15 protein-coding genes and 1 riboswitch are annotated in these 13,816 nt (G+C 69.6%); of the genes, 14 read left to right on the top strand and 1 reads right to left on the bottom strand.

Annotated features, from left to right (window positions below; all coding sequences use genetic code 11):
* Positions 1-2: 2 nt before the first annotated feature.
* Positions 3-512 (bottom strand): bifunctional adenosylcobinamide kinase/adenosylcobinamide-phosphate guanylyltransferase, encoded by a 510-nt coding sequence (gene cobU, locus GGQ62_RS03220; protein WP_152577047.1) that lies wholly within the window; start codon positions 510-512, stop codon positions 3-5.
* A 31-nt stretch (positions 513-543) separates the two neighbouring features.
* A riboswitch (cobalamin riboswitch) is annotated at positions 544-748 on the top strand.
* A gap of 153 nt (positions 749-901) precedes the next feature.
* Here cobU and GGQ62_RS03215 point away from each other — a divergent pair.
* The 14 genes from GGQ62_RS03215 to GGQ62_RS03150 all read left to right on the top strand — a co-directional run bounded on the left by GGQ62_RS03215 (position 902) and on the right by GGQ62_RS03150 (position 13,814).
* Entirely contained in the window at positions 902-2,797 is a 1,896-nt protein-coding gene (locus GGQ62_RS03215) for a TonB-dependent receptor plug domain-containing protein (protein WP_152576519.1), read from the top strand.
* On the top strand, positions 2,797-3,795 hold the full coding sequence (locus tag GGQ62_RS03210) for an aminotransferase class I/II-fold pyridoxal phosphate-dependent enzyme (RefSeq protein WP_243445970.1): 999 nt from the start codon (positions 2,797-2,799) through the stop codon (positions 3,793-3,795). The genes GGQ62_RS03215 and GGQ62_RS03210 overlap by 1 nt, the downstream gene beginning before the upstream one ends.
* On the top strand, positions 3,792-4,403 hold the full coding sequence (cobO, locus tag GGQ62_RS03205) for a cob(I)yrinic acid a,c-diamide adenosyltransferase (RefSeq protein WP_152576520.1): 612 nt from the start codon (positions 3,792-3,794) through the stop codon (positions 4,401-4,403). Before GGQ62_RS03210 ends, cobO begins: the two co-directional genes overlap by 4 nt.
* On the top strand, positions 4,403-5,197 hold the full coding sequence (locus GGQ62_RS03200) for an ABC transporter substrate-binding protein (RefSeq protein ID WP_152576521.1): 795 nt from the start codon (positions 4,403-4,405) through the stop codon (positions 5,195-5,197). Before cobO ends, GGQ62_RS03200 begins: the two co-directional genes overlap by 1 nt.
* On the top strand, positions 5,194-6,159 hold the full coding sequence (locus GGQ62_RS03195) for a FecCD family ABC transporter permease (RefSeq protein WP_424022202.1): 966 nt from the start codon (positions 5,194-5,196) through the stop codon (positions 6,157-6,159). Before GGQ62_RS03200 ends, GGQ62_RS03195 begins: the two co-directional genes overlap by 4 nt.
* The gene (locus GGQ62_RS03190; protein WP_152576523.1) at positions 6,156-6,926 is read left to right on the top strand and encodes an ABC transporter ATP-binding protein; all 771 of its coding nucleotides are present in this window, start codon (positions 6,156-6,158) and stop codon (positions 6,924-6,926) included. The genes GGQ62_RS03195 and GGQ62_RS03190 overlap by 4 nt, the downstream gene beginning before the upstream one ends.
* 10 nt (positions 6,927-6,936) lie before the next feature.
* A complete protein-coding gene (gene cbiB, locus GGQ62_RS03185; protein WP_152576524.1) occupies positions 6,937-7,863 on the top strand; it encodes an adenosylcobinamide-phosphate synthase CbiB in 927 nt (308 codons plus the stop codon).
* Complete coding sequence (locus GGQ62_RS03180) at positions 7,851-9,323, top strand: cobyric acid synthase (RefSeq protein WP_152576525.1); 1,473 nt, start codon at positions 7,851-7,853, stop codon at positions 9,321-9,323. Before cbiB ends, GGQ62_RS03180 begins: the two co-directional genes overlap by 13 nt.
* On the top strand, positions 9,320-10,333 hold the full coding sequence (cobT, locus tag GGQ62_RS03175) for a nicotinate-nucleotide--dimethylbenzimidazole phosphoribosyltransferase (RefSeq protein ID WP_152576526.1): 1,014 nt from the start codon (positions 9,320-9,322) through the stop codon (positions 10,331-10,333). The genes GGQ62_RS03180 and cobT overlap by 4 nt, the downstream gene beginning before the upstream one ends.
* Positions 10,330-11,121 (top strand): adenosylcobinamide-GDP ribazoletransferase, encoded by a 792-nt coding sequence (locus tag GGQ62_RS03170; RefSeq protein WP_152576527.1) that lies wholly within the window; start codon positions 10,330-10,332, stop codon positions 11,119-11,121. Before cobT ends, GGQ62_RS03170 begins: the two co-directional genes overlap by 4 nt.
* A complete protein-coding gene (locus GGQ62_RS03165) occupies positions 11,118-11,657 on the top strand; it encodes a histidine phosphatase family protein (protein ID WP_152576528.1) in 540 nt (179 codons plus the stop codon). Before GGQ62_RS03170 ends, GGQ62_RS03165 begins: the two co-directional genes overlap by 4 nt.
* A 3-nt stretch (positions 11,658-11,660) precedes the next feature.
* Positions 11,661-12,329 carry a helix-turn-helix domain-containing protein gene (locus tag GGQ62_RS03160; RefSeq protein WP_243446600.1) on the top strand — a complete coding sequence of 223 codons (669 nt, stop codon included), beginning with the start codon at positions 11,661-11,663 and terminating at the stop codon, positions 12,327-12,329.
* 140 nt (positions 12,330-12,469) lie between these two features.
* Complete coding sequence (locus GGQ62_RS03155) at positions 12,470-13,054, top strand: M17 family peptidase N-terminal domain-containing protein (protein ID WP_152576529.1); 585 nt, start codon at positions 12,470-12,472, stop codon at positions 13,052-13,054.
* 103 nt (positions 13,055-13,157) lie between these two features.
* Positions 13,158-13,814, top strand: a complete 657-nt coding sequence (locus tag GGQ62_RS03150; RefSeq protein ID WP_152576530.1) for a response regulator transcription factor — start codon at positions 13,158-13,160, stop codon at positions 13,812-13,814.
* The last annotated feature ends 2 nt before the right edge of the window (positions 13,815-13,816 follow it).

Genomic DNA, 13,816 nt, shown 5'->3' with positions numbered 1-13,816 from the left:
GGTTATTTGAGCTGGAGCGCCAACCCGGCGGCGACGAAATGGACGGCGTCGGCGCGTGCGGCGACCGCCTGGTGCAGCCGCCCGGCGGCGTCGCGGAAGCGGCGGGCCAGCGCATTGTCGGGGACGATCCCCAGGCCGACCTCGTTGCTGACCAGGATGACGGGGCCGGCGGAAGCGGCGAGAGCGCCGAGCAGATTGTCGGTGGCGGCGTCCATGTCGCCGTCGGCGAGCAGGACATTGCTGGTCCAGAGCGTGAGGCAATCGACCAGCACGACCTGGCCGGCAACCGCCTCGCGGGCGACCGCACCCGGCAGGTCGATCGGGCAATCGACCGTGCGCCAGCGCGGCCCGCGATCGGCACGGTGGCGGGCGATTCGATCGGCCATTTCGGCGTCGAACGCCTGGCCGGTCGCGAGGTAGACGAGGTCGCCGGAAAGGCGCTCGGCATGGGCCTGTGCGCGGCGGCTTTTGCCCGACCGGGCGCCGCCGAGGTAAAAAGTCAATTCGGTAATTGCCACGCTTGCCCTTTCGCACTTGCCCGAATATCGAGCCTTTGCGTCAGGTTTCCAGAAATGGAAATAATAGGGAACCCGGGAGCAGGATTTGTGCCTGCAATCCGGGGCTGTGCCCGCAACTGTGACCGGCGAGCGGTCGCCCCATCGTGCCACTGGCCGCGCAAGCGGCCGGGAAGGCGGGGCGGACGTGACGACCCGGGAGCCAGGAGACCTGCCTGACGCGGTCGGTCCTTTGCGCCAACGGGGTGTTTGGTGTGATCGGGGGGATCCCCTCGCGTGACGACATCGAAGGAGGTGGCGTGCGTGATGGGTTTCGATCCGTTGGCTGATTGCAAGACCGTGCCTGTCGGCGCGCGCAACCTCTTGTTGTTCAACAAGGAGGTTCCATGCGTTTTTTCCTTTCCGTTCTGCTGACGACTGCGATTTCTGCCCCCGCGCTGGCGCTCGACGCGCCCGATGACACCATTGTCGTGACCGCCAATCGCAGCCCGCAGCCGCTGTCGCGTGTCGGCCAGTCGATCAGCATCGTCGATTCGGGCGAAATCACCCGTCGCCAGACTGTTTCCGTCGTCGATATCCTGCGCACCCTGCCGGGCGTGTCCATCGCTCGCAACGGCGGCATCGGCACGGCGACGTCGGTGTTCATCCGCGGCGCCGACAGTGACCAGACCGTGGCGCTGATCGACGGGGTCAAGCTCAACGACCCGTCGTCGCCCGGCGGCGGCTTCAACTTCGGCAACCTGCTGGTCGGCAATATCGACCGCATCGAGGTGCTGCGCGGCTCGCAATCGGTGCTGTGGGGCAGCCAGGCGATCGGCGGCGTCATCAACATGATCACGCGGCCGCCGACCGAGGACCTCGCGATCAATGCGCGCGGCGAATATGGCTTTCGCAACACCGCGCAACTTGTCGGCAATGTTTCGGGCAAGGCAGGGCCGCTGTCGGCGAGCGCCGGGGCGGGCTATTTCCGCACCGATGGCATTTCGTCGTTCAGCGAGGCGCGTGGCGGCCGCGAGCGCGACGGCTATGACAATTTCAGCGCCAACGGCAATCTCAACCTGGCGTTGACCGATGCCATTTCGATCGATGCGCGCGGCTGGTACGTCAATGGCAAGGTCGGCATCGACGGCTTTCCGCCGCCCAGCTTCGCCTTTGGCGATACGCTCGAAGTGTCGAAAACCCGTGAAATCGTCGCCTATACCGGCCTTAACGCGGCCTTTCTCGACGGCCGCTTCCGCAACCGGCTCGGCTTTGCCTTTACCGACACCCACCGCACCAGCAATGACCAGGGCACCGAGACCTTTGCCAGCGACGGCCGCAACGAGCGGCTGGAATATCAGGGCGTGTTCGACATTGCCGATGGCTGGCAGGCGACCGCCGGGCTGGAACGGGAAACCTCGCGCTTCAACACGTCGAGCTATGGCGGCCCCGTCACCCGCGGCCGGGCCCGCATCGACAGCGTCTACGGCCAGCTGGTGGCGACGCCGGTCGCCGGGCTGACACTGACCGGCGGCGTGCGGCACGACGATCACAATCGCTTCGGCGGTGCCACGACCTTCGGCGGGAGCGGCGTCTATACCGTCGCTGCCACGGGCACGGCATTCCGGGCGAGCTATTCGGAAGGCTTCAAGGCGCCTTCGCTGTACCAGCTGCAGAGCGAATATGGGAACCAGCTGTTGCAGCCCGAACGGTCGAAGGGCTGGGACGCGGGCATCACCCAGACGATGCTGGACGGCGCGCTGGAAGCCAGCGCCACCTATTTCAAGCGCGACAGCACCAATCTGATCGCCTTTGTCTCGTGCACGCGGCCGTTGACGGGCATCTGTGCGGGGCGGCCATCGGGGACCTATGACAATGTCGCGCGGGCGCGCGCCGATGGCGTGGAAGTCGGGCTGGCGCTGCGTCCTGTCGAGGCGCTGCGCGTGCAGGCGAACTATACCTATACCAACGCCGTCAACCGGTCGCCGGGCAACGCCAATTTCGGCAAGCTGCTGGTGCGGCGCCCGCAGCAGAGCGTCAGCACCCTCGTCGACTATCGCTGGCCGTTCGGGCTGGAAACCGGCGCCACCGTGACGCATGTCGGGCGGAGTTTCGACAATGCCGCCAACACCACGCGCGTTCAGGGCTATGTGCTCGCCGACGTCCGCGCTGCGTTCCCGATCACCCGGAACATCGAACTTTACGGCCGGGTCGAGAACCTGTTCGATGAACGCTATGAGACAGTCATCCGCTATGGCCAGCCGGGCCGTGCCGGCTATGCCGGGGTGCGGGTGACCTACTGATGATGCAAGCGCGTGCCAGTGTTGCCGATTTCGCCGTTCATGGCGGACGGCTGGCGCTGGCGCGCGCGGCATTTCCGGGCCGCGACGACTGGATCGACCTGTCGACCGGGATCAGCCCCTGGGCCTATCCGGCCGCGATCGACCCGCTGGCACTGGCGCGGTTGCCGGAGCCGGCGGCGCTGGCGGCGCTGGAATCCGCCGCTGCCACCGTCTTCGGCAGCGATGCCGCCGACACGGTGGCGGTGCCGGGGAGCGATATCGCCTTGCGGTTGCTGGGGCAGGTCATCGCGGCAAAGGCGCCGGCGGTGGTCGGGCCGGGCTATTCGGGCCATGTCGCGATGTGGCCCGGTGCGCGCGTCATCGCCGCGATCGACGCCGACGCGCATGACGCGCTGGTGCTGGCGCGGCCGAACAACCCGGATGGTGCCATCGCTTCTCGCGACGCCCTTGCCGTCGCCGCGCAGGCGATGGAGGCCAAGGCCGGCTGGCTGATCATCGACGAAGCCTTTGCCGATGCCGGCGGCGCGCCGAGCCTTGCCACAACAGGCTGGCCGGCAACGATCGTGCTGCGGTCCTTCGGCAAGTTTTTCGGGCTGGCGGGGCTGCGGTTGGGGTTCGTCGTGGCGCCGCCGGCGGTGGCGGCACCGCTGCGGCGGCTGCTCGGCGACTGGCCGCTGTCGGGTCCGGCCATCGCCATCGGCACGGCGGCCTATCGCGACCACGGCTGGCAGGCGGCGCAGCGGGTGCGGCTGTCGCACGCCGCAGCCGGACTGGCTGCCGCGATCGCCGCCGCCGGCCTGGCGCAATGTGGCGGCACGTCGTGCTTCGCGCTGGTCGATACCGATGATTCCGCGGCGTTGTTCCGCCACCTCGCCGGCCAGGCCATCTTGACCCGGCCCTTCGCCGACCAGCCACGGCGGCTGCGGATCGGATTGCCGGCAGATGCCGACCAGCTGGCGCGGCTGGCGCACGCCCTTCGCAGCAGGAGCCTGTCATGACCGACAATCCCGACGAATTTGCAGCGCATAATGCCCGGATGAAGCGCGTGCAGGCGGCGCGCGAACGCATTCAGGCGCGTCATACGCTGGAACGCGGCCTGCTGATCGTCCACACCGGCAACGGCAAGGGCAAGTCGTCGTCGGCCTTCGGCATGGCCATCCGCAGCCTTGGCTGGGGGATGAAGGTCGGCATCGTCCAATATGTGAAGGGCAGCTGGGAGACGGGGGAAAAAAACTTCTTCCAGGCCAACCCCGAGCTGTTGACCTTCGAGGTGATGGGCGACGGCTTCACCTGGGACACGCAGGACCGGGCGCAGGACATTGCGTCCGCCCGCGCCGCCTGGGAGCGATCCAAGGCGCGGATCCTCGACCCGGCCTATGATTTCATCATCCTCGACGAGCTGAACATCGTGCTGCGCAACGACACGCTGCCGATCGACGAGATCGTGGCGTTTCTCCGCGAACGGCCGCTGACCAAGCACATCTGCATCACCGGGCGGAATGCCAGGCCCGAGCTGCTGGAGATTGCCGATCTGGTCACCGAATTCGCCGAGGTGAAGCACCCGTTCAAGGCCGGCTTCAAGGCGCAGAAGGGCGTCGAATATTGATGCGGATCATCGCCCTTGCCTTGCTGGTCACGGCGCCGGCAGCGGCTGCCCCGCCGCGCATCGTATCGATCAACCCCTGTGTCGATGCCATATTGATGCATGTCGCCGATCCTGGGCAGATTGCCGGAATCAGCCATTATTCCAAGGACCCGCGGGCGAGTTCGATCACGGCGTCCGAAGCGGCGCGATACGCGGCGACGTCGGGAACCGCCGAGGAAGTGGTGGCACTGGCGCCCGACCTCGTCATCGCCGGGGCCCATGTCGCGCCGGCGACGATCGCCGCCCTCAAACGGATGGACATTGCGCTGCTGCAACTGGGCGTACCGGAAACCATTTCCGAAAGTCGGGAGCAGGTGCGCCAGATTGCGGCAGCAGTGGGTCATCCCGACCGCGGGGCGCGGCTGAACGCTCGCATCGATGCAGCCGTCGCTGCGGCGGGCGGCCCGGCGGGGCGGGTGCCGGCGCTCATCTGGCAGGGCGGCGGGCTGGTGCCGGGAGAAAAGACGCTGGCCAGCGAGCTGTTGCGCCGGACCGGCTTTCACAATCTGAGCAAGGATTACGGGCTGAAGAACTGGGATGTGCTGCCGCTCGAATATCTGATCGCGCGGGCGCCGCGGGTGCTGTTTTCGGTCGGCGATGAACGCGGGGAAGACCGGATGCTGGGCCATCCTGCCTTGCGGCGGATGGGTGGGCATATCGCCATCCGCCCCTATCCGGAGCGGCTGTTGCGATGCGGCGGCCCGACGATCATCGATGCCGTGGCGGCGTTGGCGGATGCGCGGCGCAGCCTGTGACGCAGCGGTTCAACATCCTTCTGATTGTCGCCCTGCTGTGCGCCATGGCGCTGTCGCTGATGGCGGGGAAGGTCTGGCTGCCGCTGGCTGCCTGGCAGGGCAATGATCCGCGCTGGCTGATCATTGCCGAATTGCGGGCGCCGCGCACGGTGCTGGCGGGGCTGGTGGGGGGGGCGCTGGGGATTTCAGGGGCGGCGATGCAGGGGTATCTGCGCAATCCGCTGGCCGATCCGGGGCTGTTCGGGGTGTCGGCGGGGGCGGCGCTTGGCGCGGTGCTCTCGCTGTTCTTCGGCTATGCCGCGGCGGCCTGGCTGTTGCCGGCGTTTGCGCTGACCGGGGCGGCGGTGTCGATGGCCTTGCTGGCGCTGCTGGTCGGGCGATCGGGCAGCCTGATCGTGTTCACGCTGGGCGGGGTTATCCTGTCGAGCATCGCCGGGTCGATGACGGCCCTGGCGATCAGCCTCGCGCCGACGCCGTTCGCGACGTCGCAGATCGTCACCTGGCTGATGGGGGCGCTGACCGATCGCAGCTGGGACGATGTTCGCATGGCGCTGCCGCTGATCGCCGTTGGCGCCGGGGTGCTGGCGCTGACCGGCCGTTCGCTCGATGCGTTGACGCTGGGCGAAACGGCGGCGCGGTCGATGGGCGTCGATCCGCTGCGGCTGCAGGTGCTGATCGTCATCGGTGTCGGCATCTGCGTCGGGGCGTCGGTGGCGGCAGCGGGGATCATCGGTTTTGTCGGCTTGATGGTGCCGCATCTGGTGCGGCCGTTTGCCGGCAACCGGCCGTCGGCGGTGTTGCTGCCCTCGGCGCTGGGCGGGGCATTGTTGCTGGTGGTGGCGGACAGTCTGGTGCGGGCCTTGCCGACGGTCAGCGAACTGCGGCTGGGGATTGCGATGTCGATGCTCGGCGGGCCGTTCTTCCTTGCGCTGTTGCTGCGCATGCGGCGGCAGCTGCCATGACGCTTTCGGTGGAAAATCTGTCGGTGGCGCTGGGCGGCAACCCGGCGCTAATCGATGTCGGCGCCACGTTCCGGCGCGGCGCGGTGACGGCGGTGCTGGGACCCAACGGTGCCGGGAAGTCGACCTTGCTTGCCTGCCTCGCCGGGCTGCGCAACCCTGATCGCGGGGTGGTGCGGATCGATGGCGTGGCGCGATCGGCGGTGCCGCGGCGCGACCTCGCGCGGCGCATCGGCTTCCTGCCGCAGACCGCCGATGTGAACTGGGATGTCGATGTGGCGACCCTGGTCGCGCTCGGGCGGTTTCCGCATCGCGGCCGCTGGGGGGAAAGCGACGTCGACCGGGCGGCCGTGGCCGCGGCGATGGCGGCGACCGATGTTGCCGGGCTGGCGACGCGGGTCGTGACCAGCCTGTCGGGTGGTGAACGCGGCCGCGTGCTACTGGCGCGGGTGCTGGCGGGGACACCTGAATGGCTGCTTGCCGATGAACCGCTTGCCAGTCTCGACCCGGCGCACCAGCTCGATGTGCTCGACCGCTTGCGCGCCATCGCGGCCGCGGGCGCAGGCGTCATCGTCGTGCTGCACGATCTCAACCAGGCGGCCCGCGTCGCCGATGCGGTGATGCTGATGCGCGGCGGGCGCGTCGTCGCGCATGGCGCGACCGAGGCTGTGCTGACCCCCGCGCTGATCGCCGAAACCTATGGTGTCGCGGCGCATGTCGGCCATACCCCCGATGGTCGGCGGTTCATCGTCGCCACCGGACGGACATGAGCCGCCCCGGATGAGCGCGCGTGCCGAACAATTGCTGGCGGCGTTGGTGGCGGAGGCGGCGATCGGCTATCCGGCGTGGCTGTACGGCGCCATCGGCCATCCCGTCAGCTGGATCGGCGCGGCCATCGCCGGGATGGACCGGGGCTGGAACCGGGGCGGGCGGTGGCGACGCAAGCTGTCGGGCGTGCTGCTGCTGGGGGCAATCGTCGGGATCGCCGGGGGTCTTGGCTGGGCCATTACCTGGCTGGCCGGGGACGGCTGGGGCATCGCCGTGCTGATATTGGTGGCGACGACCGGACTGGCGCAGCGCAGCCTGTACGACCATGTGGCGGCAGTGGCGCGTCCGCTGCTGGCCGGTGATCTGGCGGTGGCGCGGGTCGCGGTGTCCGCCATCGTCGGTCGTGACACGGCGGGGCTGGATGAAGGCGGCGTCGCGGTTGCCGCCATCGAAAGCCTGGCCGAGAGTTTTTGCGACGGCGTCGTCGCGCCGGCATTCTGGTTTCTGGTCGCCGGCCTGCCAGGGTTGCTGGTGTGCAAGGCGGTCAACACCGCCGATTCGATGATCGGCCATCGCGACGAACGCCATGGCGATTTCGGCTGGGCGGCGGCGCGCACCGATGACCTGGTGATGCTGGTGCCGGCGCGGCTGTCCGGGTTGCTGGTGGCACTGGCCGGTGGCGGCGGGCTGGCGACGATGTGGCGCGATGCCGGCAAGCACGCCTCGCCCAACGGCGGCTGGCCCGAAGCGGCGATGGCCGGAGCGCTGGGGCGCCAGCTCGGCGGGCCGGTGACCTATGCGGGGGAACCGGCATCGCGTGCCCGGCTGGGCGCCGGGCCGCAGCCGGTCGCCGCCGATCTGGGCCGCGCGCTGGCCATCTATCGCCGGGCCTGCCTGTTGTTGTGGGTGATCGTGGGGGGTGTCGCATGGCTGCTGTGATGTTGCAGGGCACCGGCTCCGATGTCGGCAAGTCGGTGCTGGTGGCCGGTCTGTGCCGGCTGTTCGCCAATCGCGGGTTGAAGGTGCTGCCGTTCAAGCCGCAGAACATGTCGAACAATGCGGCGGTAACCGCCGACGGCGGCGAGATCGGCCGCGCCCAGGCGTTGCAGGCCATGGCGTGCCGCGCCGAACTGTCGACCGACATGAACCCGGTGCTGATCAAGCCGCAATCCGATACCGGGGCGCAGGTCATCGTCCATGGCAAGGTGCTGGGGCAGCTGGGTGCCGCCGACTATCAGGGGCGCAAGGGCGAATTGCTCGGTGCCGTGCTGGAAAGCTATGCCCGGTTGCGTGGCCGCGCCGATCTCGTCGTCGTCGAAGGTGCCGGCAGCCCGGCTGAGATCAACCTGCGCCGCGGCGACATCGCCAACATGGGCTTTGCCCGCGCCGCCGGCGTGCCGGTGATCCTGGTCGGCGACATCGATCGCGGCGGCGTCATCGCCTCGCTGGTCGGCACCAGGGTCGTCATCGATCCCGACGACGCCGCCATGATCCGCGGTTTCTTGATCAACAAGTTCCGCGGCGATGTGCGGCTGTTCGACGATGGCTATGCCGAAATCGCCCGGCGCACCGGCTGGCCGGGGCTGGGGGTGGTGCCGTGGATTGCCGCGGCGCGGCAGCTGCCGGCCGAGGACGGCGTCGTGCTGGAAACGGCGCGGCGCAGTGAAGGCGCCGTCACCATTGCCGTGCCGATGCTGTCACGCATCGCCAATTTCGACGATTTCGACCCGTTGATCCACGAACCCGGGGTGCGGCTGGTGTTCGTTCCGCCGGGGCAGGCGATCCCGGCCGATGCGGCGCTGATCATCCTTCCCGGCACCAAGGCGACGATTGCCGACCTGGCGTTCCTCCGCGCGCAGGGCTGGGATATCGACATTGCCGCGCATGTCCGGCGTGGCGGCCATCTGCTCGGCATCTGTGGCGGTTACCAGATGCTGGGGCACAGCATCACCGACCCGCAGGGCATCGAGGGGCCGGATCGGAGCGCGGCGGGGCTCGGCTATCTGCCGGTGACGACGCGGCTGACCGACGACAAGCGGCTGACCGCGACGACCGGGACCAGCCTTGCCGATGGCGCCGCGTTCGCGGGCTACGAGATCCATTCCGGACGCACGACCTTCGACCCGGACGTCGACCCGGGGACCGCACCGTTGCTGCGCCTGGCGGATGGCAGCCACGATGGCGCGACGACGGCCGATGGCCGGATAGCCGGATGCTACATCCACGGCCTGTTCAACGATGCACGCCAGCGCGCGGCCTGGCTGGCGCGGCTGGGGGTGGCGTCGGACGGCGTCGACCAGGCGCAAAGGGTCGACGTGGCGCTCGACGCGCTCGCCGCGGCGCTGGCCGAAACCGTCGACAGCGAACAGATAATGACAATGGCAGGGACAGCCCGATGATCGATGAAGCAGCAGCCTGGGCGCGGCTCGACGCGCTCGCCAAGCCACCGCGCAGCCTGGGGGAACTGGAGGCGCTGGCGGTGCGGCTGGCGGTGGTGCAGCAGCGGATCGATCCGGTGACACGGCCGCGCGCGCTGACGCTGTTCGCCGGCGATCATGGCGTGGTGGCGCAAGGCGTGTCGGCGTGGCCATCGGCGGTGACTGGCCTGATGATGGCGACGATCCTGGCGGGGCAGGCGAGCAGCGCGGTGCTGGCGGCGGCGCATGGCTGCACCTTGCGGCTGGTCGATGTCGGGGCGGTCACGCCGCCGCCACAGCCGTGGCCCGACCATTACCGGTCGGTGCCGGTGGCGGCGGGCACCGCCGACCTGTCTCAGGGCGCGGCGATGACGGCGGCGCAGTTCGAAGCGGCCTGGACCGCCGGCGGGGCGGAGGCGGCGCTGGCGGTCGGGCTTGGCAATGCCGTGCTGATCACCGGGGAAATGGGGATCGGCAACACGACGCCGGCGGCATGCCTGACTTCGCTGCTGGCGGGGGCGTCGACCGATATCGCGGTCGGCCGCGGCGCCGGTGCCGATGATGCGGCAATGGTCATCAAGCGGCGGATCGTCGGCGAAGCGGTCGACCGGGCGCGGCCGCGGCTGGCGGACGATCCGCGCGGCGCCATCTCGGCGGTGGCCGGGTTCGAGATCGTCGCCATGGCCGGGTTCTTTGCCGCCGGCGCCGCGGCGGGGGCGACGCTGCTGCTCGATGGTTATGTGGCGACCGCGGCGGCGCTGGTGGCGGAGCGGCTGGCGCCGGGGACGGCGCGGCGGATGATCGCCGCGCACCGGTCGGCCGAGCCGGGGCATGGCGCTGCCCTGGCGCATCTGGGGCTGGAGCCGGTGCTCGATTGGCAGATGCGGCTGGGTGAAGGCACCGGGGCACTGGTGGCGCTGCCGCTGCTCGACAGCGCGGCGGCGGTCATCCGGGATGTGGCGCTGCTGGCGGACGTGTTGGCACCGCAATGAAAGACGCGGACTGCCCCTGGTGGGCGCCGCCGCTGCTGGCGGTGCAGTTCCTGACCCGGCTGCCGGTACCGGGCACCACCGGCCTGTCGTCGGCACAGGTGCATAGTGGGCTGGTGCGTGCGGTGGGCTGGTTCCCGCTGGTCGGGGCGCTGGTCGGCGCGGTGACGGCGGCGGTGGCGCTGGGCGCGGCGCGGTGGTGGCCGGTGCCGGTTGCAGTGGTCGCGGCGCTGATTGTCGAAGCGCGGTTGACCGGCGCCTTCCACGAAGATGCGGTCGCCGATTTCTGCGATGCCTTCGGGGGTGGCCAAACTTCCGACGATGTGCGGCGGATCATGAAGGACAGCCGCATCGGCAGCTATGGCGCGGTCGGGCTGGGGCTGGCGATCGGGCTGCGCGCCGTGTTGTTGATGGCAGTGGTCGGCATGGCGACGCCAGTTGCCGCTGCCGGCATCATGATCGCCTCGGCCTGCTTTGGCCGGTTGCTGGCGGCGGTGCTGATGGCGGCAGTGCCGCCGGCAGCGGCGGGAACCGGGCTGGCAAAGGATATCGGATCGGGCGTCGGTGGCGGCGTGATCGGGCTGGCGGTGCTGACGGCGGTCCCCGGCCTCGCGCCGTTCGCCTGGGCGGCGCCGGGACCGGCGCTGCTGACGCTGGCGGCGTCGGCGGCGTTCGTGCTGTGGTTCCGGGCGATGCTGCTGCGCCGTATCGGCGGCAGCACCGGCGACTGCCTGGGCTTTGGTGCCTATGCCGGCCAATTGTTGCTGCTGCTGGCGGCGACCGCTGGATGAGCGCAGCGCTGCTGTTGATCCGCCATACCGAGGTGGCGCGGGACTGGCACCGCCGTTGCTATGGCGCCAGCGACCCGGGGTTGAGCCGGGCGGGGGCGGCACAGGCGCGCTTGCTCGCGCCCGATCTGGCGCGCTGGCGGCCGGAGCTTGTCATCCATTCCGGGTTGCGCCGCGCCGCCGTCCTGGCGCGGTGGATCGCGCGGCACGGCGCGGTCGAGGCGATCGCCGATCCGGCGTGGCGGGAACGTGATTTCGGCGCGTGGGAAGGGGTGACCTGGAATGCCATCTACCGCGCCACCGGCAACGCCATGGACGGCATGGTCGACGCTCCCGACGTGTTCCGTCCGGGCGGCGGCGAAACGACATGCGCGCTCGCCGACCGGGTCGTTGCGGCGCGCGCGGCGCTGCCGGCGCGGCGGATCGCGATCGTCACCCATGGCGGGGTGATCGCGGCGCTGCGCGGGCGGCACGCGGCGATACCGGTGTCGGGGTGGCCGGCGCTGGTGCCGCCGCTGGGGGGCGCTGTCGAGATGTGAAGGGTGCCAGCCCCGAAAGAGGGGGCGGCGGCGACCCGGACGGGGCTGTCGGCAACCGGCCGGGCACGGCACCTTGGCGGCATGACCTTTGCGCAGTCGATCTTTGTTGCCGAAACCGCGCTGGCGCACCGGCCCGCGGCGCTGTTGCTGGCCGAGGTCGAAGGGCTGATCGCCGGGGCGCGAGGCTGTCTCGAAGACGATCCCGACAGGGCCAGGCGCTATCTGGCGCAGCTGTCGGTGCTGCTGATGGAGGGCGGATCGCCGACGTGGGCGCCGCATCCGGCTGCGGCCGGCGAGGCCGGGGCCAAGGGTTCGGCCCGGACATCGATCAAGGGCGGTCTCGCCGGCTGGCAGTTGCGCCGGGTGACCGAACACATCGATCGCAACCTGACGGGGGCGCTTGCCGCCGACGAGCTCGCCGGGGTCGCCCGGTTGAGCACGGGGCATTTCTGCCGTGCGTTCAAGGCAACGGTGGGCGAAACCCCGCACAGCTACATCATCCGGCAGCGGGTCCGGCGGGCGCAGGCGATGATGGTGGATACCCGCGAATCGCTGTCGCAGATCGCGCTTGCCTGCGGGTTGAACGACCAGGCGCATCTGACACGGCTTTTCCGCCGCGTGCTCGGCACCACGCCGATGCGGTGGCGGCGGACGTGGCAGGCCGACCATTGACACGCGCCGGCGTCGCACCCGGTGCATTTGCGCAGTTTCGTCCAAAAGAGGCGCTGGCTTGCCAAGCGGAGATGACCCGGCCGGGCGCATTGTTGTCCGATGTCGGTCCAGTCCTTCGCCAGACGCGCGTTGCCACCCGAATGACGGACGTCGCACCGCAGACGCTGGGGCAGTGGCGTGACGTCGTTTTCAAGGTGGCACAGATCGACGTGGCGACGATTTGTGTCGATCTGTTGATCGTCGGCATGTCCGAACAGGATGTGGCGGCGGAAACGCGGGGCGGGGCGAGCCAGCTCGATGTGGCGCTGCACGGTACGCTGGGACGGCTGCGCGAGGGCGGCATATTCGGCGGCCGCTTTCGCGAGACCCTGGTGCTGACGCCGCTGCCGGCGCCGGTGCGGGCCGGCACGCTTTTGCTGGTCGGCATGGGGCCGGCGAGCCGCGTTGACGCAGACAGCCTGTTCCAGCTGACGCATCTGGCCATGCGCGACGCACGGCGCCGGCGGGCCGCACGGGCCGCCTGCCTGCTCGGCTGGTCGGAGCTCGACATCCCGACAACCGCAATTGCCACCAGCGCTGCGAGCATGATGCACGGCGCGCTGCGCGCGATCGATGACCATCCGGACCCGGGCGTGCCGCCGCTCGAATGGATTTTCGACATCCGCAATGGCGAGGCGGCGCGGACCACCCGGGCGCTGACTGCGGCGCTGGCGGCGTGGCGGTGATCGATACGGGGATCGATCCGGGGATGCGCGCGCCGGCGTCCGGCGTTATCATGGCAGGCGCTGCGAAGGCCGGCAGCTGCGCCCCCGGCTGGTGATGGAACCGATGGAACGCAGGCTGGGCAACAGACAAAGGGTGACAGGGGCGCCGATCGGCGTGCTGATCGTCGATGACCATGTCCTGATGCGCGAGGGCGTGCGCGCGGTGCTGGAAACCCAGCCCGACATGGTGGTGGCGGGGGAGGCAGCGAACGGCGCCGACGCCATCGCCGCCTATGCGCGGCTGAAACCCGATGTCGTGCTGATGGACCTGCAGATGCCGGACATGTCGGGCGTCGACGCGATCGTGGCGATCCGCAGCACGGCGCCCGAGGCGCGGATCATCATGCTGACGACGTTTTCCGGCGACGGGCGGGCGATTAGCGCCTTGCGGGCCGGTGCCATGGGGTATCTGTTGAAGGCCAGCCTGCGCAACGAACTGCTCGATGCGATCCGGTCCGTCTATGATGGCGGCAAGCATCTCGACGCCAGCGTGGCGACAGCGATCGCGCTGCATGTCCTCGACGAGCCGCTGTCCGAACGCGAGGCGGCGGTGCTGTCGCTGGCGGCGCTGGGCAATTCCAACAAGCAGATCGCGGCGCGCCTGGCGATTTCGGAAGACACGGTCAAGGGGCACATGAAAGCGAGCTTTGCCAAGCTGGGCGCCAGCGACCGCACCCATGCGGTGATGCTGGCAGCGCGGCGGGGACTGATCGACCTTTAGCG

It is taken from the genome of Polymorphobacter fuscus, assembly GCF_011927825.1.
GTDB classification, from domain to species: domain Bacteria; phylum Pseudomonadota; class Alphaproteobacteria; order Sphingomonadales; family Sphingomonadaceae; genus Sandarakinorhabdus; species Sandarakinorhabdus fusca.
Note: the sequence above shows the minus strand (reverse complement) of the source record. Positions and strands in the feature narration are given on the sequence as shown.

What these genes read in the sequence shown, in the direction of transcription:
- GGQ62_RS03190 (WP_152576523.1), top strand. Translation starts at nt 6,156, where the DNA reads ATGACGCTTTCGGTGGAAAATCTGTCGGTGGCGCTGGGCGGCAACCCG.
- GGQ62_RS03170 (WP_152576527.1), top strand. Translation starts at nt 10,330, where the DNA reads ATGAAAGACGCGGACTGCCCCTGGTGGGCGCCGCCGCTGCTGGCGGTG.
- cbiB (WP_152576524.1), top strand. Translation starts at nt 6,937, where the DNA reads ATGAGCGCGCGTGCCGAACAATTGCTGGCGGCGTTGGTGGCGGAGGCG.
- GGQ62_RS03165 (WP_152576528.1), top strand. Translation starts at nt 11,118, where the DNA reads ATGAGCGCAGCGCTGCTGTTGATCCGCCATACCGAGGTGGCGCGGGAC.
- GGQ62_RS03180 (WP_152576525.1), top strand. Translation starts at nt 7,851, where the DNA reads ATGGCTGCTGTGATGTTGCAGGGCACCGGCTCCGATGTCGGCAAGTCG.
- cobT (WP_152576526.1), top strand. Translation starts at nt 9,320, where the DNA reads ATGATCGATGAAGCAGCAGCCTGGGCGCGGCTCGACGCGCTCGCCAAG.
- GGQ62_RS03210 (WP_243445970.1), top strand. Translation starts at nt 2,797, where the DNA reads ATGATGCAAGCGCGTGCCAGTGTTGCCGATTTCGCCGTTCATGGCGGA.
- GGQ62_RS03150 (WP_152576530.1), top strand. Translation starts at nt 13,158, where the DNA reads ATGGAACGCAGGCTGGGCAACAGACAAAGGGTGACAGGGGCGCCGATC.
- GGQ62_RS03155 (WP_152576529.1), top strand. Translation starts at nt 12,470, where the DNA reads ATGACGGACGTCGCACCGCAGACGCTGGGGCAGTGGCGTGACGTCGTT.
- cobO (WP_152576520.1), top strand. Translation starts at nt 3,792, where the DNA reads ATGACCGACAATCCCGACGAATTTGCAGCGCATAATGCCCGGATGAAG.
- GGQ62_RS03200 (WP_152576521.1), top strand. Translation starts at nt 4,403, where the DNA reads ATGCGGATCATCGCCCTTGCCTTGCTGGTCACGGCGCCGGCAGCGGCT.
- GGQ62_RS03215 (WP_152576519.1), top strand. Translation starts at nt 902, where the DNA reads ATGCGTTTTTTCCTTTCCGTTCTGCTGACGACTGCGATTTCTGCCCCC.